The following is a 25,414-nucleotide window of genomic DNA, read 5'->3' as shown; positions in this document are numbered from 1 at the left end:
TTATTGTTTTTGGTTATCCTGCAAATTACTAATTATAGATTTATATTTTTCATTTTCAGATAACAATTCTAAAAGTTGTTTAGCAAAACTTTTAAATCTCCAATTATGATGAGTTGATGCTTCTATTAAATTAACCAATGCTTTTTCATTAAACAGATTTAAACTAGCTAAAGCTTCAAATGCATTTTGCCTTAATGTAAAACTGTTTTTGTAATCTGTGTATTGCACTAATTCGTTATAAAATGCTTCGGTATTGTTTGGCTTATAATCTGGCGTAACCATTGCCAACACTAACCAAAGTATCCTAACGTTATAATTATTAAACCCATAAACAGTTTTAGTTTGCTCTAAATACAAGTTTCGCTTTCGCGGAAAATTTGCCCAAAGATTATACAGTGCAGCTTCAATAGTTGTATAGGATTCATCTTGTAACAAAGATTCGTATTCAGATTGTAATGCCAACGGAATTTTGCGAACATGTTGTGCGATAGCCTGCCTAACTTTTACAGAATTTTCAAAATCCTTAGCCTGAATTTTATTTGGCATTTGACTAACCACCTTAATTTTAGAGTTATCAAACAAATAAGATGTTAAATACTCTGAACATTTAGAAGCATACACCTCACAATCAATTTGTAAACATCCATTAACAGCATCCGACTCCGATTTTAAATGCCTTATCATAGCATCATAAGGCAACGTCTTGGATAATAACCATGTATTTACAAACACTGTTAAGTCCTTACCTGAAGCTTTTTCAACTTCATTAATAAAATTATTAGTTTCCACATTTTTAAATGCAAAAGCCTCTAGGTAGTTTTTAATCGCTTTTTTAAAAGCCTGCTCTCCTACTTGTTCTTTTAACATATGCAAAACCCAAGCTCCTTTTTTATAAAACGTGGTACTACTAGATTTAGGATCTAATAACTTTGTTCCTTCTCCTGCATTTTCTTGCGTAATAAGCTCTTGTGCGTACTCATAAAGCCTCCAATAGTAATAATCGTCTCCAAACACATCACGCTCTGCTAAAAGTGCGTAATACGTCGCAAATCCCTCTTGTAACCAATGGTGAGTTCCAGAGGTTTCTGTAACTAAATCTCCAAACCATTGGTGTGCTAACTCATGTGCATTAACATTAACATAATTTTTATCGACAAAACTAATGTCATCGACCATAAAGTCATCACTAAAAATGGTACAACTGGTATTTTCCATGCCAGAATACAAAAAGTCCTTAACAGGTACTTGTTTATAATTCTGCCAAGGATAAGGCACACCAATTTCGTCTTCTAAAAAATCAAATAATTGTTTTGTGTAACGGTAGGTTGGCTCTACCTTAAGCGAGTCTTCAGGATAGTAATATAGTTCGATTGGTATTCCGCTTTTAGAAGTGAAAACCCGTTTATCATATTTCCCTATTGCTAATGCCACAAGATAACTTGACATAGGTTTTTGCATTTTATAAAACCATAAATTAGCCTCCTTTTGTGATAACTCAGCATTATGAACACCATTAGCAATAACCTGATAATCTTTATCTGCTGCTATAGATAAATCAAATACAATCTTATCATTCATATCATCAATACTAGGCAACCAATGACTTGTGTATTTTCCTTGACCTTGTGTCCAAATTTGATATGAAGTAGCTTTATCCACAAAGTACATAGCCTTTTTTGGGTTAACTTTATATTGTAATTTTAGCTTATTGTTTTTGGATGGTTTAAACTCGCTTTTAATCCAAAGCTTGTTGCCATCATTATAAACTTTGATTGTTTTAGAGTTTAATGACGAATAATCCACCATAACACCTTTGGCGTCCAAATAAATAGAGTCTGTTGATTTTAAAATATCAAATGTATAATCAACAGAAGCAACAACTTGATGCGATTGATTTGTACGTAAATCTAATTCGGCATAAACTGAAGTAAAATCGACAATTTCAGTTTGTTGCGCTTTCGCGGAAAGACTTAAAAACGTAATAAATAGTACTAAAAAGTATCTCATAAATAGATTTAAACAAGGATTAGACCAAAATACAATTTTTTGTGATGTGTTAACTCCTCTTTCTTTTGATTTCCTTTACAGGGAAAACAAAATTCATTATTCGCTTTACAAAAAGATGAGAGCTGCTTAGTGATAATAGCATTAGTTGTTGATGTTGCCTTTTTTTTTTAAAATATCATCAGTTCGAGTGTCTTAACGAAATGAGAAGTGTATCGAAAACCAAACCCTACTCTTAACGCTTATCGATACAATTAGCTCGTTCCTCACAAATCACTCATAGTGACGAAGCGTAGTTAAATACACATAACATTAAGCACATCTCGTCAGTTCGAGTGCTTCTACCTCAGGAGAAGTGTATCGAGAACCAAACCCTACTCTTGGCGCTTCTCGATACTATTTGCTCGTACCTCACAAATCACTCATAGTGACGATACGCAATAACTATAACACGCAAAGCAAATCAAATTAACTTTCACTTTAAATCAAAATACATTAATTTCGTTGTTTATGAGTACTAATTTACAAACTCCAATAGATTACCTAAAAGGCGTCGGACCAAATCGAGCAGATTTGTTGCGCAAGGAGTTGGGTATTCATACCTATCAAGATTTAATAAATCTGTTTCCAAACAGATATTTAGATCGTACAAAATATTACAAAATCAACCAATTATTACCAAACGCTGCAGAGGTACAAATTATTGGTAAAATCACAAAATTTGAAGAGATTGCCCAGAAAAGAGGCAAGCGACTAGTTGCCACTTTTAAGGACGAAACTGGCACTATGGAATTGGTTTGGTTTAGAGGTCAAAAATGGATTAAAGAAGGTTTAAAACTAAATACACCTTACGTCATTTTTGGAAAAACAAACTTGTTTGCAAACAAGTATAATATGCCTCATCCAGACATCGAATTGTTGACCGAACATCAGGCAAATTTACGCAGTGCGATGCAAGCCATTTATCCTTCCACAGAGAAGTTATCCAACAAAGGAATTACAAATCGTGTGATGACAAAAATCATGCAAAATTTGTTCCTTGAAACTAAGGGAAGATTTGCTGAAACTTTGTCCAAAAAATTACTCTCAGAAAACAAATTAATTTCAAAATCTGAAGCGCTTTTAAATGTTCATTTTCCGAAGGATCAAGAAGCACTTTCTAAGGCAGAATTTAGACTAAAATTTGAAGAATTATTTTACATACAATTACAATTAATTCTAAAAAATTTAATTCATAAAACTAAAATAAAAGGGTTTCCATTTACAACCGTCGGAACACATTTTAATACGTTTTTCAAAAACCATTTACCGTTTGAATTAACCAATGCCCAAAAACGAGTGCTTAAAGAAATTAGGTCAGATTTAGGTAGTAATGCCCAAATGAATCGTCTTTTACAAGGTGATGTTGGTTCCGGAAAAACAATAGTTGCGCTAATGTCAATGTTAATGGCACTTGACAACGGTTTTCAAGCTTGTTTAATGGCGCCTACTGAAATTTTGTCAGTACAACACTATAATGGTTTATTAGAGCTATTTAATGGTTTAGAAATCAGCATAAAACTGCTTACAGGTTCAAGTAAAACTTCAGAACGTAGAGAGATACATAAAATGCTAGAAAGTGGCGAATTAGACATCCTAATTGGCACACATGCTGTATTAGAAGACAAGGTTAAATTTAAAAATTTAGGACTTGCAATTATTGACGAGCAACATCGTTTTGGAGTTAAGCAACGTTCTAAACTTTGGAAAAAAAACACCCTTCCTCCTCACGTTTTGGTCATGACTGCAACTCCAATTCCAAGGACATTAGCGATGTCTGTTTATGGCGATTTAGACATCTCCATAATTGACGAATTACCACCAGGAAGACAACCCATAAAAACGGTCCACAGATACGACTCAAATCGACTAAAAGTTTTCCGTTTTATTCGTGACGAAATTGCAAAAAAAAGACAGGTTTATATTGTCTATCCTTTGATCCAAGAAAGCGCTCAAATGGACTACAAAGATTTAATGGATGGGTACGAAAGTTTGGTGCGAGATTTCCCGATGCCAGAGTATCAAATTTCCATCGTTCATGGTAAAATGAAACCTGCAGATAAGGAGTTTGAAATGCAACGATTTGTTAAAGGAGAAACTCAAATTATGGTCGCAACAACGGTTATAGAAGTTGGTGTAAATGTACCTAATGCTTCCGTCATGGTAATTGAAAGTGCAGAGCGTTTTGGCCTAGCACAATTACACCAACTTAGAGGTCGTGTTGGACGTGGTGCAGAGCAAAGTTATTGCATCCTAATGACCAGTCATAAATTGTCAGAAAATAGCAAAACACGCATACAAACCATGACCAGCACAAATGATGGTTTTGAGATTGCAGAAGTAGATTTACGATTACGTGGACCTGGAGATATTATGGGAACCCAACAAAGTGGAATATTAAATTTACGCATTGCAGATATTGTAAAAGATAACAACATTTTGCAACACGCACGTTATTGGGCAAAAGACCTTTTAACCAAAGACCCAAGCCTAAGCAGCCCAGATAATGCCATAATACTTGAGACTTACCGACAAATGAGTAAATACAAAAACATCTGGAACTACATTAGCTAAGCTATGACCACCCAAAACACAGACGTACTTATTATTGGAGCTGGATTAACTGGCTTAACACTAGCCTATTTACTTAAAGACTTAAATATAAAGACCACTATTATTGAAGCCAATAACCGCATTGGTGGACGTATTATTACTAGACGCAATACTAACGAAGCTCCTGTAGATCTTGGTGCTACATGGCTTGTACCTCAACAAACTAATGTTCTAAACCTACTAAAAGCGTTGAATATTGAGGTTTTTGAACAGTATTACGGAAAGACCGCAATTTACCAACCAAATCCCACCAAACAACCTCAACTGGTGTCTTTACCAAATAATGATTCGGTTAGTTATCGCATTAAAAACGGAACACAAACGCTAATTGAAACACTAAAAAATCAATTAGACCACACAACTATTCAAACCAATACAAACGCTGTCTCTATTCAGCTTAAAGCTGAAAATCTAGAAGTACAAACTAATAAGCAAACCTTCTATTCAAAATATGTTGTATCAACCTTACCTCCTGCTTTGTTTAATCAAAACATTAGTGTTACTCCAAAATTACCTAGTGTAATTACCGACGTCTTATCTAAAACACATACTTGGATGCACAACTCCATTAGAGTTGGTTTTACTTACAAAACACCCTTCTGGAAACATCCTCAAAGCAGCGGAACGATTTATGCTAATTCTGGATCAATACAAGAGTTTTACGACCATTCTAATGCCAAGCATTCCTTGTACGCTTTAAGTGGTTTTATGAGTGCTAATATGGCAGATTTAGACCAAGCAAAGCGTAAACAATTAGCTTTAGAACAATTAACAAGTTATTATGGCGACATCGCATTAGAATATTTAAGTTATGAAGAATGCGTTTGGAAAAACCAAAAGCACACCACAAATACTACTGACAACTTTGTAATGCCTCAACAAAATAATGGTCATCCTGTATACAAAACGCCTTATTTAAACAAAAAACTTTTTATCGCTGGAGCGGAAACAAGCCCTTTGTTTTCAGGTAAAATGGAAGCTGCTGTTACAAGCGCAATGCATGTTTTTAATTCGCTTAAAGCGGAAATTAATTAATATTAAATACTTTTTGATACAATTTGCTCATGTTTCACAAATCACTCTAAGCAACTAAGACACAACCAAACCTACACAACACTAATCAACTTAAGTGACATTACCTTAAAAGTATAAATTATAATTATCTTTGTTAAACTTAAAATAAGATAAGTAAAAACCGAAAAATTAGCCATAATCATGCTTCACCTAAAACTTGAAACCGATCCACGTTGGGTTACAATTGCAGAGTCTAACATAGAAGAAATCCTAACAGATCACGCTTGGTGTGAGCAAAAAGCTGCTACCAATGCCATTACCATTATAACACATAACTCTGAAAAAGTTGATTTAGTAACAGAGCTTTTAGAATTGGCAAAAGAAGAATTAGAACACTTCCAAATGGTACACGAAATCATTAAAAAACGTGGTTACACTTTAGGTCGCGAGCGTAAAGACCATTATGTTAACGAGCTGTACAAGTTTATGAACAAAGGCGGAAGTAGATTACAATCTATGGTTGATCGTTTATTATTTTCTGCAATGATTGAAGCACGTAGTTGCGAGCGTTTTAAACTATTGTCAGAACGCATAAACGACAAAGAGCTATCTAAATTTTACTATGATTTAATGGTTAGTGAAGCTGGTCATTACACAACATTTATCACATTTGCTAGAAAGTATGGTCAAGATATTGATGTTGATCAACGTTGGAAAGAATTAGTTGAGTTTGAAGGCGAACTTATAAAAAGCTACGGAAAAAGCGAAAGTATACATGGCTAAACCTAGTATAACTTAGCTTTTTTTCAAACCATTAATTCCAAGATTTTACTATTTAAAAACTAATCATTTATGTTGCACAAAACAAACAAAAATCTTGCAATTATTGGTTGTGGTCCCAGAGGTCTTTCTGCTTTAGAACACCTTTATGTTAATCTTTTTAAAGCAAACATAGACACACCTCCAACAATTATAATTTTTGAACAAGCTAAAACCTTAGGCTCTGGTCAAATATATAATACCAATCAGCCTGACACTAATTGGTTAAACATATCAGAACGTGCTTTGACTATAAGTGCGCGTCCTGAGATAACCATTGGTAATGTTACTATTCCTGGGTTTAAATCCTATCATGACTGGATTGGCAAAAGTATAAGTGATATTAAAAATAGCAACCACGAGGTGTTTCCTAAACGCTCAAAAATGGGTCAATACCTTAGTCAACGTTATCAATCCATTGCCAACCCATTAATAAAAAATCTTTGGCTAACAGTAGTCAACGAAACCGTTTACAAAGTAACATACGACAAATCACATTTCTACATAACTACATCTAATAATAAAATATACAACGCTAATGAGGTCCTTTTAACCATTGGACATCAGGACACTAAATTATCTGACCAACTACAAGATTGGAAAACGCATGCCAAAAACAATGAAAATATTGTTTTACACACCAATACCTATCCTATTAATAACCTTTTAAAAACCGATTTTAAACATAAGGCTCATCAAGTAGGCATTAGAGGTTTTGGTTTAGCAATGATAGATGCAACTAGAGCATTATGCGAAGCTAATGGTGGTTATTTTACTGTAATAGATAATAAAACGCATAGTATGCGTTATACAAAAGGTAGTACACCATTAGTAATCATTCCTTTTTCACTAGATGGGTTACCTATGGCACCAAAACCGTTAAACCCTAAAGTAGACCAATTATTCACACCTAATGACGCTCAACTTTTAGCATTTGAATCCGAAATAAGTAGCATTGCAAAAACACCTGATTACACTCAAGGCAATCTATTTGTCATTGAAGCTATGGCTACAATTACTGCCAATCAATTTATTGCATTACAAAATAAAGCCTATCCACATACTTATGATGTAACTACATTAAAACAAATAATTACAGCGTATTTGCAAGATGATAATTTTGAACATCAATTAATTCTGTCTAATAAAAATGCTCCAGAAATCCTATTACAAGCTTTTATAGATATGGCTACAGCCCAAAAACCAATAAGCCTAGACTATTGCTTAGGACAAGTTTGGAGACACTGCGAGCCTATACTTTATAAAGTTATGTCTCATTGCAAATTATCAAGTCCAAATGTAAAGGCTGTAATAAATTTAGACGAACGCATGAAACGTTATGCTTTTGGTCCACCAATAGAGAGCATACAACAATTATTAGCTTTAAGCTTAGCAGGAACTTTGGATTTAAACTACGTTAATAATCCTGATATCATTACAAATTCAAACGGATGGACCTTACGCAAAGACCATCAGGAACAAGACGTAGATATTATGATAAACTCTGTGTTGGACAGTCCAGAACTTTTAAAAGTCACAACACCATTAGTAGTCAATCTATTAAAAGATAACATTATAAAGCCTATACATACCGATTTAGGTATAGATACTAATACCAATGGAATAGTTGTTTCTAAATCTAAAGCATTACATATTGCTATTTTAGGCAGACTAGCTAAAGGCAGTGTGGTTGGCGTCGATGCTATTTTAGAGTGCTTTGGACCCAGAATTAATGATTGGGCTATTGGTTTTATTAACAGACTTAAGAAGGCAGATTAACGCTTGATTCTATTACTTAACCAAATTTTAAAGCATCCTTTCTATTCTGACAATAACATGGTCATAAAAGCGTTAAACTCAGTTTCAAACTCGGTGTATTTTTCGCCTGTTGCAGGACCATTAAATCCTGTGTGTATTTTACGCACTTTACCAGTTTTATCAATAAATATAGAGGTTGGATAACTCAACACGTGATTTAACATGGGCAGTTTTTGGTTAGCTTCTGACTTACTAGTAGATCCAGTTTGAGCTAATAGTATTGGATAAGTAATATCAAGTCTATCCTTTAATCTATTTATAAAACTAAAGGCTTTAGCTTCAGTCTTAGCATACTCAAATGCTAAAGCTACAAATTGAACATCCTTATCTTTATTTGCATTATAATATTGAGTATAAAATTTACTTTCGTCTAAACAATTAGGACACCATGTACCCATGATTTGCACTACTACAACTTTATTTTTAAAACGATCATCTGTTAATGATACTAATTTACCATCTGCATCTGGAAAACTAAATGCCAAAGTATCATAACCATCTTTTAAATAGGTTAAATTATTAGCACTTGCTAATTGGTAATTAGCATTACGTTTAGCAAAAAATGGCTCTTTCCAGTGGTTACCAGAGTAAAACTGACCACTAATTGTACTATCTGTAACAGTTCCTGTAAACAAAAAGGCATGCGCACCATCAAAGGTTGATAATTGTAATTGATCACCATTAATTACTCCTTCTAAATAGCGATAATCACCAGTTTCGGTTAGAAAGGTTCCTGTTACTATATTCTCTTTTTGTTTAAAAATTCCTTTAGCAACATACTTATCAGCTTCGGAATTTGGACTAAAAACGGTTTCCCATTCACCTGTTATATTCTTTTCTGCTTTTGCGGTATTGTCAAACCTAGTTTGGCTTTTGTAAGCAGTAAAAGCTTGCTCACGACCTTTTTCTTCCACCACAAAACGACCATTTAGGGTTTGGTCTTTAATTTTTGCAATTAACAATCCTTCAAACACTGGCAATTTAATGTAAACTGAGTCGTTTTTATACGTTATCTCATCCACAGTAATTACCTCGTCTGCATTATAAATTTCTAACGTATTTGCATCCTTGACATTAAATGCAAAAGGTAACTTTTGAGTGTCGCTAACTTTTAATTCGCCACGATAATTCCCAAAGGTTAAAAATTCGGTATCGTTGTTTTGACATGATAATACACTAAAAAGTATCAGTATAACTAAAAGTTGACGCATAATTTGATGGTTTATTTATTATATTATTCGAAATAACAACAAAATACTTACAATTAAAAAGACATTGCGTTAACAATGTCTTTTTAAAATATAAAATTATCTATTTTTTACTCTTCAGCAGTTTCCACTTTTTCAAGTTCGACTAACTTTTCTTTATTATTTTGAATTCTAGTTTTAGTTCTTTCAATAGCAATTTCATGCTTTTTTAGCTTTTCCTCTATTCTTTTAAATGTCATTTCACGTTTGCTAATTTCCTCATCTGTAATAGTTCCTTCTGCTTTTTGCTTCTCTAATTGCGCTTTAGCAGCTGCTAATCTGTCCTGACCTTTAGTTACTAATTGGTCACTAGCATCTATTTTACTGTCATAAGACGTCAGTCTTGACTTAACAGCTTCGATACGCTCAGTTTTATAAGCTTCTTTATCACCTTTAAACGCTTCACGTTTAGCCTTAAGCTCTTCACGTTTTTGTGCCATATCCATACGTTTAGCACTCATTTTTTCTTTCATTTGTGCTTTTAATGCCACTTTTTCATCACTAGTTGCATTTTGCATTTTAGCTTTCATTTCAGCTCTTTCCTCCTGCATTTCTGCATTCATTTCGCCTTTTTTAGCCTGCATCTCTTTAAGCTCGCTTTGCTTTTCCTTCATATTATCCTTAAGCGCTTCTTTTTTGTCTTTCATTTGCGCTTTCATTTGCTCTTTTTCAGCTTTCATTTCAGCTTTTCTCTGTCCAGCCTTTTTTGCTAGCTCAGTTTCACTATTTACTTGTGCTGTCAAAGTTTGTTGATTACTTAGTAAAAATAATCCTGTACAAACTAATATAATCTTTAAATGTTTCATGCTATTATAGGTTTTCAAGTTCATTTAATTCCTTTTCTAATTCGTTTGCCTCAAGCTCTAAGTCGTTTACTAAGCTATCTGTTTCAACTTCAATAGTTTCAATTTGCTCAGTAGCTTTAACTGCTGCGTCATCTTTTTTAGAGTCTCTGCAAGAAGTAACAGAAAATAACACGATAAGTAATGCTATTTTAAAAATAGTCTTCATTTTTTTTGGTTTTAATGATTAATATCAATCTAATATACGTTAATTAAAGCTTAATTAGATTTTTAATTTTATCAGTTTTATATAAATCATGGATAAAATGCAGTGTTTTTCGTTCTAAAACCCTAACATTTATCTTAATCAACAAAAGGTCCGAAAAAATTGCTTTAAAATTGAAATAAAAGCTGTTTTTTAAATCCTTAAAACTACTAAGTATTGTTATATTTGTGCACTTAATTAGTATACAAATGAAGATTTCTTACAACTGGATTAAACAATTTATAAAAATTGATTGGACTCCTGAACAAACTAGCGAATTACTTACAGATTTAGGTCTAGAAGTTGAAGGCTTAGACCTATACCAAAGTGTAAAAGGAGGATTAGAAGGGGTTGTTGTTGGTGAGGTTTTAACTTGCGTGCAACATAGTAATGCTGACAAACTAAAAGTAACCACTGTAAACATAGGACAAGACCAGCCAGTACAAATTGTATGTGGCGCACCAAACGTTGCTGCTGGACAAAAAGTACCTGTTGCAACTATCGGAACCACTTTATATACTGAAGATGGAGAAGCTTGGACCATTAAAAAAGGTAAAATTAGAGGTGAGGAAAGTCACGGAATGATTTGTGCTGAAGATGAATTAGGTCTAGGAAAATCCCATGACGGAATTTTAGTTTTACCTGAAGACACTGTGGTTGGTACACCTTGTGCTGACTTGTTTGATGTAGAAAATGATCAGGTTTTTGAAATTGGATTAACACCTAATCGTGCAGACGCTATGAGTCACTTTGGTACTGCTCGTGACTTAAAAGCTGGATTACAACAAAAAGGAATAAATGTCGAATTAATTACACCTAGTGTTAGTGCATATCATGTAGATAGCAGAACACTTAAAATTGATGTGGACGTCTTAAATAAAGAGTTAGCACCAAGATATTGTGGTGTAACTATTTCTGGTATAAAGATAGAAGCCTCTCCTGAATGGTTACAAAACAGATTAAAAGCTATTGGTTTGTCACCAATTAATAATGTAGTAGATATTACAAACTACGTATTGCACGATTTAGGTCAACCTTTGCACGCTTTTGATGCTAGTAAAATTACCGGAAATAAAGTGGAAGTTAAAACATTACCAACAGGTACCAAATTTACTACTTTAGATGGTGTAGAGCGTGAATTACATGAAGATGATTTAATGATTTGTAATACCGAAAAACCTATGTGTATTGCTGGTGTTTTTGGTGGTATAGATAGTGGAGTTACAGAACATACAACAAACATCTTTTTAGAAAGTGCTTACTTTAATCCTGTAAGTGTCCGTAAAACTGCAAAACGTCATGGATTAAACACCGATGCATCGTTTAGATTTGAACGTGGTATTGATCCAAAAATTACCGAATATGCTTTAAAACGTGCTGCATTACTAATCCAAGAGATTGCTGGAGGAGAAATTACTAGTGATATTGCAGACATATATCCTAATAAAATTGAAGATTTTCAGGTTAGATTAAGTTTTGAAAAAGCAACTAAACTAATTGGTCAAGAAATACCTACCGAAACTATAAAATCCATACTAACCTCTCTAGATATCAAAATTAATAGTGTTACCGAAACTGGTTTAGGTCTAACTATTCCTGCTTTTAGAAACGATGTAACACGTGAAGCTGATGTTATTGAAGAGATTTTAAGAGTCTACGGTTACAATAATATTGAGACTAGCTCTAAATTAAATGCCTCAATATCTAATGCCTCTAGGTTTGAAGATTATAAACTACAAAACGTTATTGGTAATCAATTAGCAGCTCAAGGTTGGTTTGAGATTATGGCAAACTCATTAACCAGTGCTAACTACTTAAAGTTAACAGACCATTTAAAAACAGAGCATAATGTAGAGATGCTAAATCCTTTAAGTCAAGACTTAGGTGTTATGCGTCAAACATTACTATTCTCTGGATTAGAAGCTTTAAGCCACAATATTAATAGACGTCAAACCAATTTAAAGTTTTTTGAATTTGGTAAAACCTATCACGATTATAATGGTACAAGAGAAGAGTATAAACACTTGTCCTTACTTGTAACTGGATTTAAGACTGAAGAAAGCTGGTCAATTGCGCCACAAGCAAAAACTAATTTCTTTTACCTTAAAGGAATTATTGCCAGTATTTTAGAACGTTTAGGAATTACACGCTACCAAGAAAACGCTACGACAAATGATGTGTTTTCCGAAGGTTTGCAGCTTAGCATAGGACGTGACACATTAGTAAACTTTGGCGTATTAAAGTCTAAAATAGCTAAGCATTTTGATATCACACAAGATGTGTTTTATGCTGATTTTAATTGGGATACTATTATAGAAGTTGCAAAACGTAATAAAATTAAATTTACTGCAATACCTAAATATCCAGAAGTAAGACGTGATTTTGCTTTATTATTAGATGAAAACGTAACCTTTGACAGTTTACAAGCCATTGCTAAAAAAACAGAAAAACAATTACTTAAAAATGTTAATTTGTTTGATGTATATCAAGGCAAAAACTTACCGCAAGGTAAAAAGAGCTATGCTGTTAGTTTTACATTTATGGACGACAGACAAACACTTACGGATAAAGTAGTAGATAAGATAATGAATAAACTGCAAAATAATTTTGAAAAACAACTTGGTGCAGAATTAAGATAATTATGTCGTCTATTTTTAAAAAGAAAATATCTTATCTAATATCAGGACTAGTTTTTTTAGCTTATGCATTTTATAGACTATATCAATTTTTTAATGAAGCTTCTTTTAACCCAGTCAGACTAATTATTGCATTAGTATTTTTTGGTTATGGTGGATATGCGATTTACACATATATAAACAGCATAAAAGAAAAATAAGTATAAACAAACCTATATATGGAATCATTAAAAAATAATAAACTTTATAATTTATTTACTGGACTATTACTAATAGGTTTTGGATGCTTTAGACTATACCAACATTTTAATGCCAACCCAACATTAAGCACGTTTAGAGTAGCTATTGCTGTATTTGCTATAGGTTATGGTATTTATGCATTATATAACTACACTCAATTAAAAAAGCAGGTCTAATATTATTACCATTTAACTATGCAAGAGCAACCAAAGAATAATATTTTGAATTTAATTTTAGGTATAGTGTTTATTGCCTATGGTGTCTTTAGAATTTACCAGCATTTAAATGAAAATCTAACCCCTAACACTATTAGATTAATAATAGCCATAGCTTTTATTGGATCTGGAGGCTACAGTATATACAAGTATTTTAAATTTAAAAACTTAAAATAATTTAACAAAACTATAAACTTTACACACCTTTAGACTTCCCTTATTTTTTTGTATATTTAAGTAACAACTTAAATTCAAAATTATGACAGACTATATAAAAGTATTTGAAGGCAACTTTATAATTGTACAATTAATAAAAACCAGATTAGAGGATATTGGAATACATCCCATTATTAAAGACGAAAATGAATCTGGTCGTCTAGGTGGTTTTGTACACGATATACCAAGAGTACCTGAAGTCTTTGTTCATGAATCTGAACTTAGTAAAGCACTATCCATTGTTGAAGCTGTAAAAGCAGAAACAAATGCATAAAAAAAACCTCTTCTATTCTGTAAAGAATGAAGAGGTTTTTTTAGACTATTCAAATAAGTATATAAACTTAGGCTTTTGGTAATAATACTGTGTCAATTACGTGTATAACTCCATTGGATTGATTTACGTCTGCAATAGTTACTTTAGCAGAGTTTCCGTTTTCATCAGTTACATAAACGTCTTTTCCTTTTTTCCATGCTGTTAGCGTACCTCCAGAAACTGTGTTAATTACTGCTTTACCATCTCCTTTTTCAATTAGTGTTAAAATTTCTTTAGCGTTCCACTTTCCAGCTACAACGTGATATTTTAATACCGTTTGTAATTGTTCTTTGTTTTCTGGTTTTAACAAGGTATCTACAGTTCCCATTGGTAACTTATCAAAAGCTGCATTTGTTGGTGCAAAAACCGTAAAAGGTCCTTCACTTTGTAAAACATCAACTAATTCTGCTGCCTTAACTGCTGCAACTAATGTTGTGTGATCTTTAGAATTTACTGCATTTTCTACAATGTTTTTTGATGGATACATCGCTGCACCTCCAACCATTTTAGTGTCTTCTTTCATCATTTTTTTATCTTGTGCCAAACCTAAGTTAGCTACAAGCATTACACTAAGTCCTAATACGATTTTTGATAATTTTACTGTTTTCATAATTTTATTGTTTTGGTTTTTAAGTTCGGTCTATTTACGAGAGAATTAAAAAGTCGGTTTTTAAAATTGTGTATTTAACACATGATTAACTAAAATTAGAAAGCAAAAAAAACAGATAAACACTTATAAAAAAAGCCTTCAGAGATCCTGAAGGCTTTTTAAATATGAAAATAAATTTTAAAACTACTGAGCGTACATTTGATCTCTTAGTTCTTTTATTTTTTTGTCTTGCATATAATCGTCAAACGTAGAATATCTATCAATTACTCCGTTTGGTGTTAACTCCACTACTCTATTAGCAACTGTTTGCGCAAACTCATGGTCATGTGTTGTAAACAAAACAGTCCCTTTAAAGTTTTTAAGCGAATTGTTAAACGCTGTAATACTTTCTAGGTCTAAGTGGTTTGTTGGTTCGTCTAATTGTAAAACGTTTGCTCTAGTCATCATCATTCTAGATAACATACAACGCACTTTTTCTCCTCCTGACAGTACATTACATTTTTTTAAGGCTTCTTCTCCACTAAAAATCATTTTCCCTAAAAAACCTCTAATGTGTACCTCTTCACGTTCTTCTTCTGTTTGAGCCCATTGTCTTAACCAATCGACTAAGGTCATGTCTGTGCTTTCAAAAAACTTACTATTATCTAATGGAAGGTAAGATTGTGTTGTTGTAACTCCCCAATCAAATTTACCTGCATCAGCTTTTAGGTTATTATTTAAAATTTCGTAAAAAGCTGTTGTTGCTCTAGAGTCTCTAGAAAACACAACTACTTTATCTCCTTTTTGAAGATTTAAATCTACGTTTTTAAATAAAACATCACCATCGATAGAGGCAGCTAACCCTTCGACATTTAAAATTTGATCTCCAGCTTCTCTATCTCTGTCAAAAATTATGGCAGGATAACGACGACTGGTTCTTCTAATTTCATCTATATTAAGCTTATCAATCATTTTCTTTCTACTTGTAGCTTGTTTACTTTTTGCTACGTTGGCAGAAAAACGACGGATAAAATCTTCTAATTCTTTCTTCTTCTCTTCAGCTTTTTTGTTTTGCTGTGCGTGTTGTCTTGCTGCTAATTGTGACGACTCATACCAGAATGTATAGTTTCCAGAAAAATGATTAATTTTTCCAAAGTCAATATCGCTAATATGTGTACAAACAGCATCTAAAAAGTGTCTATCGTGAGATACAACTATGACGCAATTGTCATAGTTAGCTAAAAAGTTTTCTAACCAAGCAATCGTTTCGTAATCCAAATCGTTGGTAGGCTCATCCATAATAAGTACATCAGGATTTCCAAAAAGCGCTTGTGCTAATAACACACGTACTTTTTGTTTACCGTCTAAGTCACCCATTAATGTATAATGAAACTCTTCTTTAATACCTAAGTTAGAAAGCATTGCTGCAGCATCGCTATCTGCGTTCCAACCATTCATTTCTTCAAATTGGACTTGCAGCTCTCCTATTCTTTCAGCATTTTCATCTGTATAGTCAGCGTACAAGGCATCAATTTCTGTCTTAATTTTATAAAGCGCTTTATTTCCTTTTAAAATAGTTTCTAACACTGTATCCTCGTCATGCTTATTGTGGTCTTGTGTTAAAACCGACATACGCTTTCCTGCTTCCAAATGTACTTGACCTGAAGTAGGCTCTATCTGTCCAGAAATAATTTTTAAAAATGTAGATTTTCCAGCTCCATTGGCTCCTATTATACCATAACAATTTCCATTATTAAAAGTAGTACTAACTTCATCAAAAAGCACACGCTTACCGAATTGAACTGATAAATTTGATACTGATAACATATCTTGAATTTTAATTTTGTGCAAAAGTAGAAAATTAACATCAAATAGCCACATACATTCAGTCTTTAATAAGTTTTAACAACGCCTTAACACGAGAACTCTTTCGCAAAACATATTTTTGTTTGTAAAAATTTTTTGCCCTTATTAATTAATATATGTATACAAGACTCTTTTTATATCTTTTAATTTGCTCTAGCGTCATGTTTTCTTGTAAAAAAGATAAAAAGACATTAGAGGACCATACTGCGTTTTTTGGTGGCGAAATAATTAATCCAAGTACCAATTACATTATCATTTTTAAATCTTCAGAGATTATTGATACGGTTTATTTAGATAGTAATAATCGTTTTAAATACACATTTAATGACTTTGAACCAGGCTTATTTAGTTTTTATGATGGTAAAGAGTCTCAGTCCTTTTTAATACAACCACAAGATAGCATCATGGTAAGAGTGAATACTGTGGAATTTGACGAGTCTTTAGTTTTTAATGGTATAGGAGAAAAAGAAAATAACTACTTGATGGATTTGTTTTTGGAAACAGAAAAACAAGAGCAGGAAATTTTAAAAATTAGTCAATTAGAGCCAAAGGAATTTGAAACTAAACTTTCTAAAATAAGAGATGCTAAACTTGAAAAACTATCTAAATTTAATAGAAAACATAAAACTACTAAGCTTTTTAACACCTATGCTAAAGCTAACATAAATTACAACTATTATTATAGTAAAGAAGCCTATCCATTTATTAATTACAGTGAAAATGAAGAAGCTATTTTTAATAAATTACCAAGTGACTTTTTTGACTTTAGATCTGAGATTGATTACAACAATGAAACACTAAAAGATTATAGACCTTATGTTTCTTTTTTAAGGTTTCATTTTAATAATATAGCTTTACAAGAGCACTTTAAACATTCTAAAGACGACACTTATAACAACCAATCTTTGGATTATAATTTGGATAAATTAACGTTGATTGAGCAAAAGGTGTCTGACACTTTTATAAAAAACAGATTGTTATATTATAACATGATTAAGTTTATAAATGCTTCAAAAAGTGTTGATGATTATGATACGTTACTAAAATCGTTTCAAGCCAAAAGCACAAATAATGAACAAAAGTTTAAAGCTACTAAACTAGTAAACTCTTATAAACTTTTAAAACCTGGTCAGATTATTCCTGATTTAATGGTTATTGACAAAAATGAAGATGCAAAGCACTTAAAAGATATTATTAATAAACCTACTATTATTTATTTTTGGGATACCATGGACAGATACCATTTAAAAGTATCGCATGAGCGTGCTAAAGACCTGCAAAAAAAATATCCTGAATTTGATATAATAGCAATTTCTATAAATGCCTTAAGCAGTCGCGAGCAAGCTGAAATATTACAACGTAACAACTTTAATTTAAATAATGAATATCATTTTGAAAACGTTGAAAAGGCTATAGAGCTATTATCCTTAAAACCTGTCAATAAAGTTTTTATAGTTGATAAAAATGCTGTGATTGTAAATCCTAAAGCTAATATGTTTGATGTCATGATGGAAACTGAGTTACTTGGTTTAATTAATAAGTAATACTATACTAAATAAGTAATAAAAAAACGCCTGCAATTGCAGGCGTTTTTTTTATTTCAATTAATTAATATTAATCATTTTTGTGATCATCTTTAACCTCTTCATCTCTGTATTTACAACAAGGATGTACTGTATTATAAGCTTCATCTGTTGCTTTTAACGTTTTTGTATCATGACCAACAGCTAAAATGTTTTGCTCTATAGTTTTAAGGTTTGTTTTGTTTTCGTCAAAAATTAATTTTAACTCATGTGTATCCACATTCCAAACAGCACTTTTTACGCCTTTTGTTTTAAAACATGCTTTTTCTATTCTTGATTTACACATCATACAAACACCATCAACTTCTAAACTTTCTCTTTTGTTTTTGTCTTGTGCAAAAGATACCGTTGATGCAATCATTATTAATACTAATACTAGTTTTTTCATTTTTATATAGGTTTTATTTTAATTTATATCTTAATCCTGCATAATACATACTACCAAAAATTGGTCCATATACATAATTTGTATCAAAACTTGTTCCAAACGGGTTGTCTGCACTAACTATAGGGTTATCTTGTCTAACATTTGTAATGTTTTCTCCTCCTAAATATACTTCAAATTTTGGAGAAAAAACTCTTGTTATTTGTGCGTTTAAAGTCCCTACAGATTTAGAATAATCATCTAAGCGATATTGTGTAGGGTTATTTATTGTTGAAGGAAACCTTTGTTGACTTAACCAGTTATATGTTGCATCAAACTTCCAATTACTGTTATTTTTTATTTCGGTTTCATAAGATGTATTAGCAAACAATCTATGTTTAGGTGTTAATGGTTTTATTAACTTACCTGACTTATACTGAGTTTTAACGTCATAAAACTTGTAAGCAGTCCTAAGGTTAAAGTGCGCAAATACATTATAGTTAAACTCTGCCTGAAAACTATTAGCATAGCTGCCTCCTTCTAAATTATAAAAATTAACCTCTTGTGCATTTTCTAAATCTACGACCACTTGATTTTGAAAATCTGTACGATAAAAATCCAAAGTTACATCTGCTGGTCTACCAAATAGATTAAAACCTTGAAGGTAAGACACACCATAATTCCAAGCTATTTCTGGATCTAATCCGTAAATAGTTCCGTTTGTATTTAATATTGAAAAATTTCGTGACGAGGCAAATAAATTTTGATTTTCGGTAAAAATATTAGCACTACGCTTACCTCTTCCAACGGAAGCTCTAATAGCTGATTTACCCCAAGGTGAATACCTCATGTGTAATCTAGGTGTAATAAACTCACCTAACAAATTATGTGTATCTACACGCAGACCTGCAGTCATGGTAAAGTATTCTAAATCATCAAACGAATATTCAAAAAACCCACCAAAAGAGCGTTCTGTTCTTTCAAAATCTTGCTGAATAGCAAACTCATTATAAGCATCATAGGTATAGTTTATACCAGTTTTAATTTTATGCCTAGAGTCATCAATTATGGAGTTGTATATAATGTTAGAATATATACTAGTATGTTCAATATTATATTCATTTAAACCAAAATAAGAGTCCTGTTTATGATTACTAAACGCAAATTGAACACCTAAACTTTGCCAAGGTATTTCTGGGTTTACATAACCTAATTTAGCTGAAACCTCATAACGCCTGGTATCTATCTCGCTTCCCCAAGCATTAGTGGTTAGTCTATCTGTATCAGGATTAAAGTTTAGTTGACCAGATTGTTTTTCATCATCTAAATATCTTAAATTAACAAACGTAACTAATCCTTTTTCTGGATTGGTATACTGCCAACGATTCATGACATTTACCTGATTATATAAAGGCATATCTAAAAAGCCATCGTTATTTACATCATGCTTTTCTTGGTGTGTATTTCCATGTAAATACAAGCCTGTGCTAATTTTATCATTAATCTTAGTATTAAAATGCGTGTTTAACTCCAAGCGCGTGCTACTTGCACCATAAAGATTTACAAAAAACTTATTATCTGTTGATGGCTTTACAAGCTCTGCGTTAATCTGACCTGCAATACTTTCAAATCCATTTACAACACTACCTGCACCTTTAGTAATCTGAATGCTTTCTACCCAAGTACCTGGAATAAAACTTAGCCCAAATGCTTGAGAAGCGCCTCTAATTGCAGGAATATTTTCTGTAGCAATTAATATGTATGGACTAGAAAGACCAAGCATTTTAATTTGTTTAGTACCAGTTACAGCATCACTAAAATTGACATCAATAGATGGATTAGTTTCAAAACTTTCTGATAAATTACAACAAGCTGCCTTTAAAAGTTCGTCACTACTTACTAACAATGTGTTTTGGGCTTTTAAATATGATCTTGATGTGGCTACTTTTCTGGATTGCACCACAACCTCATCCAGATTATTAGTTGGTGTTAAAACGTGTTTAATTGGTGTAGCAGATGTTATAACTACTGTATCTGATTTAAAACCAACATAACTTATTATCAAGTTATTAGTACTATCTACAAATGGTAAACTAAAATTACCATCTATGTCTGTTGAAGTCCCAATACTGGTACCCAACCAAATTAAATTAGCTCCAAATAATGGTTGTTTAATATTATCCTGACTGGAGTCGTAAATGGTTCCGTTTAAGTTTTCTTGTCCTAATAATAGTAACGGAAAGAGGCTAAATAATATCAATAATTTTTTCATAATTAATTATAGATTTTAATTAACATCCAAACTGCCATTATAATCATAATGGTGTTTTCTATAAAAGTCGCTTTGGTCATTGGTAATTTTAGTGTCGTCCCTAAACAAGCACATTGTATAGACTTTTTGTCCAGTAATGTTTTAGTGACACCAAACGTTGTTATTCCTAATATAATTATAGTAATAATTAAAGCTAACGGAATTTGAACCCTAGTAATAAACAATAACCCTAAACCAAGCTCAATAAAGGGATAAACGACACCATACATAGGAACTACCTTAGCTAACGGATCGTACATTTTAAAACTTTCAGAAAATCCTTTTAAGTCTAAAAACTTAAAAAAGCTAAATACAAAATAAAATAAGCCCATAAAGTCTAACATAAAATTAGACGTTTCCCAAGCTCTAATATTAAGTAATATTGCTATTGTAGTAATGTATCCAAATATTAAAAATAAAGGAAATAATTGTCTAAATTGACTACTATTATTTTCTGGAATATCAATAGTATCAAATAGATTTTTAGACGTATTAGTTTCAAAAATTTGAAACTTATCTGATAATGCGTCTTGTAATTTTTTAATTGAAATATGATCGGTCATGCTAACTACAGCCTCAGATTGCTCTAAATTAACTGAAACATCTGTTACCGAATCTATAGATTGTATTGCTTTTTCAACAGAAGCTTTACAACCACTACAGGTCATACCTGTAACTGTATAAACGTGTGTCATTATAATATGATTTAATAAAATTAACTTTAATAAAATTTCCGCTTAAGCGAAATAATTAAAGCCTTTTATCAAATAATATATACATCGTGAAGCACTTGGTAATCTATAACCAAGTTGGGTGGAGAATAATTTTTATGAGGAATAATTTGTTTTGGAAGACTCTCAAATAACTGAAAGTAGGTATAAACAAAAGAGGTAATCAAGAATTGATTAGCGACATCTAAATCATTAAAATTATTTAATTTTAGTTTGTCTTGCCCTTTAATAATTTCTACAACATCCTTACAACATGATTTTTTTACAACTACACTTTTGTCAGCATCAACAGTTGTACCGCATTTTTTAGCTTTGGTAAAAACTGCTGTATCAACTAAATGTTCTCCACAATAATGACTTTCAACAGTAAAGGATAGTGTTGACAACAACACTACAAATGCCATTAAAATAGATACTAATTTATGTAAAACGTTTTTTATCACGATACAAAAGTACAAAATTGCACAATACAGAAGCATGATTTAAAAAAGGTTTAACAACTAAATTAAATTAGTACAATAATTTCGGCACAATTAATGTTAAGTTATATCTTTGAAAAATAAATAACAATTTTATGAAATTTAAATTAACATTAATAGTAGCACTTGTAGCCTTTAGTTTTTCTCAAGCACAAGATAATAAGGCATTTAAAGCTGGAGAAAAATTAACATTTGCTGCATCATATAACATGTCTGGAATATTAACTGATATTGCAGAAGTTAAAATGGAAACTAGCGAAATGAAGACTAGTAGCGCTACATTATTACATTTAAAATGTACTGCAACTACATATAGTGACTTTGATAGTTATTTTAAGATTAGAGATTTATATGAAAGCTATGTAAATCCTAGAACGGTTACACCATATTTATATAATAGAGAAATTAATGAAGGTGGATACTACAAGTTTGTAAAATACAAATACAATCATAAAGCAAATCTTGTAGAAAGCTTAATTAGAAAAAAGACTAATAAAACTAAAACAGGCTTTTGGGATCAAAATAATAATGTAAAAATTAACGGAAACACTAGAGATATTGTTTCTACTATTTATAAAATTAGAACCTTAGATATTAACAAAGCACCAATAGGAGCTTCTGATTCATTTACTGTATTATTTGACAATAAAATGACTAAGATTAGTTTTACTTTACTTGCTAAAGAAACTATTAATACAGCAATTGGTAAAAAAGAATGTTATAAACTAGCAATTAGCGTTGCAGGTAATAACTTTTTAAAAGGAAACAATGCAAACCTATTATGGTTAACTGCTGACGACAATAAAATACCAGTTTATGCTAAATTTAAAATAGCAGTTGGAAGTGGTGAGTTAAAAATAAAATCTGCTACTGGATTAAAAAACTAATAACATGAGAAAAATAAGTATAATTTTAGGATTAATTTTTGCTGTATTAGCTGTAATACTTTCAGTATTGCCATTATATAAATTATCATTTATTCCAGCTATACTAGCACTTGCTTTTGGACTATTAGCCTTTTTAAAATCAAAGAAAAATCAAGAACCGACTCATGTAATTCAAGTTGTTTTTTTAATAACAATAATTGCTTTGGCACTAGCAACCTATAAATCTATTTTTAGTGTTAAAGAAGTCGGTGATACTAAAGAGTTAAAGCAACTTGAACAACAAAGACAAGAAGAAGCTAAGGAAGAATTAGAAGATTTAATCATCATTGATTAAGTCAACACATAAGATCAAAACTATTTGGTTTTATGTGTTTTAATTAGTTTATAACAAGTCAATATAAAGGCTAATAATTAAGTTAATACTACTTAATTATTAGCCTTTATTCAGTTTAGTGTAAAAAAATAATTTTAATCCTTTTACATTAATATTATACCACAAAACAAACAGCTTTCCCTATTATCTTAAAAGCCAAAATCATTGATTACTTATTAAACCTAACATTTATATAAGAAATCAAATCGATTTTTATAAAATGTAACAATTTACAGTTTCCTAATTATATCTTAAAATCAAAGTAAACTTAATAATAAGTTAATTTTTCTTGTATTTTTGAAAGTATAACTACTTAAATCATTTATTTTTAATGAAATCACTATTTTCAATCGCTACATTAAGTTTATTATTTGTAGCCTGTGGAAGCTCTCAAAAAGGCAGCAAAACAAGCACTAAAATTGTAGATCCAAGTATCTATGGACAAACTATCACCCAAGAAGATCTAAAAACATCACTGTATCAATTTGCGTCAGATGAGTTTGAAGGTAGAGAAACTGGTGCTGAAGGACAAAAAAAAGCAGTCAACTTTTTAAAAGAACATTACATTAAATACGGTGTTCCTGCTGCAAAAAGCGATGGAAACTATTTTCAAGAAGTACCTTTAAAGATTCAATCAAAACCAGATGTTGCTTTAACAATCAATGAAAAATCATTAAAAAACCTAGAAGACTTTGTTTCTATTAACCCAATGGAAACAAGCAAGTTAAAAGCTACTGAAATTGTAAATTTAGGCTATGGGATAGAAGACGATAAGTATACTAACTACGACAATGTAGACATTAAGGACAAAGTTGTGTTTTTTGTAAGCGGAGAACCTAAAAATAGTGATGGTACTTATGTAATCTCAGGAACTAAAGAGTCTTCAAACTGGTCTAACTTTAGACAAGAATTTGCTTTAAAGCGTGATTTAGCTGAAAAAAAAGGAGCTAAAGCTGTCTTATATTACAATCCAGAAGTATTTGCTATGGCTGCATTGCGGTTTGGTGCTTCAACTGGAAGAATGACTTTAGCTGGTAATGATAACGGTATGTTTTACTTTTTAGTAAACACTGAAACAGTTAAAGCTATTTTTAACGAAGATGTAAAAGAATTTGACAAAACTTTTAATAACAAGACAGTTAAAGCTAATTTTGATTTAGACTTTACTAATAACTCTAAAGATTTATCATCAGAAAACGTTGCTGCTATTATTAGAGGAACAGAAAAACCAGATGAGTACATTGTCGTTTCTGCGCACTTAGACCATGAAGGTGTAAAAGACGGAGAAGTTTATAATGGTGCAGATGATGATGGTTCTGGTACAGTAGCTGTCTTAGAAATTGCAGAAGCATTTGCTAAAGCTAAAAATGATGGACATGGTCCAAAACGATCTATAGTATTTTTAAATGTAACAGGTGAAGAAAAAGGATTATTAGGAAGTCAACATTATACAGATAATGACCCAATTTTTCCATTAGCTAATACAGTAGCTAACTTAAATATAGATATGATTGGTCGTGTTGATCCTAAGCGTAAAACAGGAGACCGTAACTACATTTATTTAATTGGAAGTGATAAATTAAGCACTGAATTACATAACATCTCTGAAGAGGTTAATACTAAATATGCTAAAGTAGAATTAGACTATACATATAATGACGATAATGACCCTAACAGATTTTACTATAGATCTGATCATTATAATTTTGCAAAAAATAATATTCCTGTAATATTTTATTTTAACGGAACACATGATGACTATCACAGACCTAGTGATACACCAGATAAAATTGAATACGACCTATTAGAAAACAGAACCCGTTTAGTGTTTTACACAGCATGGGAACTAGCTAATAGAGCATCTAGAATTATCGTTGATAAAGCTGAATAAGAAACTAAAAAAAGTCCTGTAAAATTACAGGACTTTTTTTTATTAAATACCTAAGTAATTAGAAGTAATAAAGATTAAACACATAAAGTATTACTTAAATAAAAAGCACAAAAAAAGCT

General features: G+C 31.6%; 22 protein-coding genes. 12 read left to right on the top strand and 10 right to left on the bottom strand.

Annotated features, from left to right (window positions below; all coding sequences use genetic code 11):
- Window positions 1–2,007, bottom strand: coding sequence for a M1 family metallopeptidase (locus M890_RS0107655; protein ID WP_028282971.1), 2,007 nt, complete (start codon window positions 2,005–2,007; stop codon window positions 1–3).
- Between the two features lie 507 nt (window positions 2,008–2,514).
- On the opposite strand from M890_RS0107655, the gene recG reads away from it, so the two are divergent.
- The 4 genes from recG (at window position 2,515) to M890_RS0107635 (ending at window position 8,268) form a co-directional block, all read left to right on the top strand.
- The gene (recG, locus tag M890_RS0107650) at window positions 2,515–4,617 is read left to right on the top strand and encodes an ATP-dependent DNA helicase RecG (RefSeq protein WP_028282970.1); all 2,103 of its coding nucleotides are present in this window, start codon (window positions 2,515–2,517) and stop codon (window positions 4,615–4,617) included.
- Between the two features lie 3 nt (window positions 4,618–4,620).
- A complete protein-coding gene (locus tag M890_RS15900) occupies window positions 4,621–5,691 on the top strand; it encodes a flavin monoamine oxidase family protein (protein WP_051437481.1) in 1,071 nt (356 codons plus the stop codon).
- 180 nt (window positions 5,692–5,871) lie between these two features.
- Window positions 5,872–6,453 carry a MiaE family protein gene (gene miaE, locus M890_RS0107640; protein ID WP_028282969.1) on the top strand — a complete coding sequence of 194 codons (582 nt, stop codon included), beginning with the start codon at window positions 5,872–5,874 and terminating at the stop codon, window positions 6,451–6,453.
- A 69-nt stretch (window positions 6,454–6,522) separates the two neighbouring features.
- Entirely contained in the window at window positions 6,523–8,268 is a 1,746-nt protein-coding gene (locus tag M890_RS0107635) for an FAD/NAD(P)-binding protein (RefSeq protein ID WP_028282968.1), read from the top strand.
- Window positions 8,269–8,309: 41 nt separating this feature from the next.
- Here the strand turns inward: M890_RS0107635 and M890_RS0107630 are convergent, their stop codons facing one another.
- From M890_RS0107630 to M890_RS0107620, 3 genes are all read right to left on the bottom strand, one after another.
- Window positions 8,310–9,518 carry a peroxiredoxin family protein gene (locus M890_RS0107630; RefSeq protein WP_028282967.1) on the bottom strand — a complete coding sequence of 403 codons (1,209 nt, stop codon included), beginning with the start codon at window positions 9,516–9,518 and terminating at the stop codon, window positions 8,310–8,312.
- A 107-nt stretch (window positions 9,519–9,625) separates the two neighbouring features.
- Window positions 9,626–10,360: a hypothetical protein gene (locus tag M890_RS0107625; protein WP_157243266.1), complete on the bottom strand. Its 735-nt coding sequence runs from the start codon at window positions 10,358–10,360 to the stop codon at window positions 9,626–9,628.
- Between the two features lie 4 nt (window positions 10,361–10,364).
- On the bottom strand, window positions 10,365–10,565 hold the full coding sequence (locus M890_RS0107620; RefSeq protein WP_028282965.1) for a hypothetical protein: 201 nt from the start codon (window positions 10,563–10,565) through the stop codon (window positions 10,365–10,367).
- Between the two features lie 245 nt (window positions 10,566–10,810).
- Between M890_RS0107620 and pheT the strand changes: the two genes are divergently transcribed.
- The 4 genes from pheT to M890_RS0107595 all read left to right on the top strand — a co-directional run bounded on the left by pheT (window position 10,811) and on the right by M890_RS0107595 (window position 14,182).
- Entirely contained in the window at window positions 10,811–13,240 is a 2,430-nt protein-coding gene (pheT, locus tag M890_RS0107615; protein ID WP_028282964.1) for a phenylalanine--tRNA ligase subunit beta, read from the top strand.
- 215 nt (window positions 13,241–13,455) lie between these two features.
- Entirely contained in the window at window positions 13,456–13,653 is a 198-nt protein-coding gene (locus tag M890_RS0107605; protein WP_028282962.1) for a hypothetical protein, read from the top strand.
- Between the two features lie 18 nt (window positions 13,654–13,671).
- Window positions 13,672–13,869 (top strand): hypothetical protein, encoded by a 198-nt coding sequence (locus M890_RS0107600; protein WP_028282961.1) that lies wholly within the window; start codon window positions 13,672–13,674, stop codon window positions 13,867–13,869.
- An 82-nt stretch (window positions 13,870–13,951) separates the two neighbouring features.
- Window positions 13,952–14,182 carry a putative signal transducing protein gene (locus M890_RS0107595; protein WP_036597309.1) on the top strand — a complete coding sequence of 77 codons (231 nt, stop codon included), beginning with the start codon at window positions 13,952–13,954 and terminating at the stop codon, window positions 14,180–14,182.
- Window positions 14,183–14,249: 67 nt separating this feature from the next.
- Here M890_RS0107595 and M890_RS0107590 read toward each other — a convergent pair whose 3' ends face one another.
- Window positions 14,250–14,831 carry a fasciclin domain-containing protein gene (locus M890_RS0107590; RefSeq protein ID WP_028282959.1) on the bottom strand — a complete coding sequence of 194 codons (582 nt, stop codon included), beginning with the start codon at window positions 14,829–14,831 and terminating at the stop codon, window positions 14,250–14,252.
- A 183-nt stretch (window positions 14,832–15,014) separates the two neighbouring features.
- Window positions 15,015–16,637, bottom strand: coding sequence for an ABC-F family ATP-binding cassette domain-containing protein (locus tag M890_RS0107585; RefSeq protein ID WP_028282958.1), 1,623 nt, complete (start codon window positions 16,635–16,637; stop codon window positions 15,015–15,017).
- A gap of 155 nt (window positions 16,638–16,792) precedes the next feature.
- On the opposite strand from M890_RS0107585, the gene M890_RS0107580 reads away from it, so the two are divergent.
- Window positions 16,793–18,220: a thioredoxin family protein gene (locus M890_RS0107580; protein WP_028282957.1), complete on the top strand. Its 1,428-nt coding sequence runs from the start codon at window positions 16,793–16,795 to the stop codon at window positions 18,218–18,220.
- A 70-nt stretch (window positions 18,221–18,290) separates the two neighbouring features.
- Here the strand turns inward: M890_RS0107580 and M890_RS0107575 are convergent, their stop codons facing one another.
- From M890_RS0107575 to M890_RS0107560, 4 genes are all read right to left on the bottom strand, one after another.
- Window positions 18,291–18,647: a heavy-metal-associated domain-containing protein gene (locus tag M890_RS0107575; protein WP_028282956.1), complete on the bottom strand. Its 357-nt coding sequence runs from the start codon at window positions 18,645–18,647 to the stop codon at window positions 18,291–18,293.
- A 13-nt stretch (window positions 18,648–18,660) separates the two neighbouring features.
- Window positions 18,661–20,895: a TonB-dependent receptor gene (locus M890_RS0107570; protein WP_028282955.1), complete on the bottom strand. Its 2,235-nt coding sequence runs from the start codon at window positions 20,893–20,895 to the stop codon at window positions 18,661–18,663.
- Between the two features lie 2 nt (window positions 20,896–20,897).
- Complete coding sequence (locus M890_RS0107565; RefSeq protein ID WP_028282954.1) at window positions 20,898–21,629, bottom strand: heavy-metal-associated domain-containing protein; 732 nt, start codon at window positions 21,627–21,629, stop codon at window positions 20,898–20,900.
- 68 nt (window positions 21,630–21,697) lie between these two features.
- Window positions 21,698–22,108 carry an HYC_CC_PP family protein gene (locus M890_RS0107560; RefSeq protein ID WP_232219141.1) on the bottom strand — a complete coding sequence of 137 codons (411 nt, stop codon included), beginning with the start codon at window positions 22,106–22,108 and terminating at the stop codon, window positions 21,698–21,700.
- Window positions 22,109–22,239: 131 nt separating this feature from the next.
- Between M890_RS0107560 and M890_RS0107555 the strand changes: the two genes are divergently transcribed.
- From M890_RS0107555 to M890_RS0107545, 3 genes are all read left to right on the top strand, one after another.
- Window positions 22,240–23,031, top strand: a complete 792-nt coding sequence (locus M890_RS0107555) for a DUF3108 domain-containing protein (protein ID WP_028282952.1) — start codon at window positions 22,240–22,242, stop codon at window positions 23,029–23,031.
- A gap of 4 nt (window positions 23,032–23,035) precedes the next feature.
- Window positions 23,036–23,365, top strand: coding sequence for a hypothetical protein (locus M890_RS0107550; protein ID WP_028282951.1), 330 nt, complete (start codon window positions 23,036–23,038; stop codon window positions 23,363–23,365).
- A 370-nt stretch (window positions 23,366–23,735) separates the two neighbouring features.
- The gene (locus M890_RS0107545) at window positions 23,736–25,295 is read left to right on the top strand and encodes a M28 family peptidase (RefSeq protein WP_028282950.1); all 1,560 of its coding nucleotides are present in this window, start codon (window positions 23,736–23,738) and stop codon (window positions 25,293–25,295) included.
- Window positions 25,296–25,414 lie beyond the last annotated feature (119 nt).

This window comes from Olleya marilimosa CAM030, from assembly GCF_000518485.1.
GTDB lineage: Bacteria > Bacteroidota > Bacteroidia > Flavobacteriales > Flavobacteriaceae > Olleya > Olleya marilimosa.
Note: the sequence above shows the minus strand (reverse complement) of the source record. Positions and strands in the feature narration are given on the sequence as shown.

Bases quoted from the DNA above. Each gene is read 5' to 3' on its own strand.
- M890_RS0107595 (WP_036597309.1), top strand. From the start codon at position 13,952: ATGACAGACTATATAAAAGTATTTGAAGGCAACTTTATAATTGTACAA.
- M890_RS0107625 (WP_157243266.1), bottom strand. From the start codon at position 10,360: ATGAAACATTTAAAGATTATATTAGTTTGTACAGGATTATTTTTACTA.
- pheT (WP_028282964.1), top strand. From the start codon at position 10,811: ATGAAGATTTCTTACAACTGGATTAAACAATTTATAAAAATTGATTGG.
- M890_RS0107580 (WP_028282957.1), top strand. From the start codon at position 16,793: ATGTATACAAGACTCTTTTTATATCTTTTAATTTGCTCTAGCGTCATG.
- M890_RS0107620 (WP_028282965.1), bottom strand. From the start codon at position 10,565: ATGAAGACTATTTTTAAAATAGCATTACTTATCGTGTTATTTTCTGTT.
- M890_RS0107590 (WP_028282959.1), bottom strand. From the start codon at position 14,831: ATGAAAACAGTAAAATTATCAAAAATCGTATTAGGACTTAGTGTAATG.
- M890_RS0107655 (WP_028282971.1), bottom strand. From the start codon at position 2,007: ATGAGATACTTTTTAGTACTATTTATTACGTTTTTAAGTCTTTCCGCG.
- miaE (WP_028282969.1), top strand. From the start codon at position 5,872: ATGCTTCACCTAAAACTTGAAACCGATCCACGTTGGGTTACAATTGCA.
- M890_RS0107550 (WP_028282951.1), top strand. From the start codon at position 23,036: ATGAGAAAAATAAGTATAATTTTAGGATTAATTTTTGCTGTATTAGCT.
- M890_RS0107570 (WP_028282955.1), bottom strand. From the start codon at position 20,895: ATGAAAAAATTATTGATATTATTTAGCCTCTTTCCGTTACTATTATTA.
- M890_RS0107585 (WP_028282958.1), bottom strand. From the start codon at position 16,637: ATGTTATCAGTATCAAATTTATCAGTTCAATTCGGTAAGCGTGTGCTT.
- M890_RS0107565 (WP_028282954.1), bottom strand. From the start codon at position 21,629: ATGACACACGTTTATACAGTTACAGGTATGACCTGTAGTGGTTGTAAA.
- M890_RS0107630 (WP_028282967.1), bottom strand. From the start codon at position 9,518: ATGCGTCAACTTTTAGTTATACTGATACTTTTTAGTGTATTATCATGT.
- M890_RS0107600 (WP_028282961.1), top strand. From the start codon at position 13,672: ATGCAAGAGCAACCAAAGAATAATATTTTGAATTTAATTTTAGGTATA.
- M890_RS0107575 (WP_028282956.1), bottom strand. From the start codon at position 18,647: ATGAAAAAACTAGTATTAGTATTAATAATGATTGCATCAACGGTATCT.
- M890_RS0107555 (WP_028282952.1), top strand. From the start codon at position 22,240: ATGAAATTTAAATTAACATTAATAGTAGCACTTGTAGCCTTTAGTTTT.
- M890_RS0107635 (WP_028282968.1), top strand. From the start codon at position 6,523: ATGTTGCACAAAACAAACAAAAATCTTGCAATTATTGGTTGTGGTCCC.
- recG (WP_028282970.1), top strand. From the start codon at position 2,515: ATGAGTACTAATTTACAAACTCCAATAGATTACCTAAAAGGCGTCGGA.
- M890_RS15900 (WP_051437481.1), top strand. From the start codon at position 4,621: ATGACCACCCAAAACACAGACGTACTTATTATTGGAGCTGGATTAACT.
- M890_RS0107605 (WP_028282962.1), top strand. From the start codon at position 13,456: ATGGAATCATTAAAAAATAATAAACTTTATAATTTATTTACTGGACTA.
- M890_RS0107545 (WP_028282950.1), top strand. From the start codon at position 23,736: ATGAAATCACTATTTTCAATCGCTACATTAAGTTTATTATTTGTAGCC.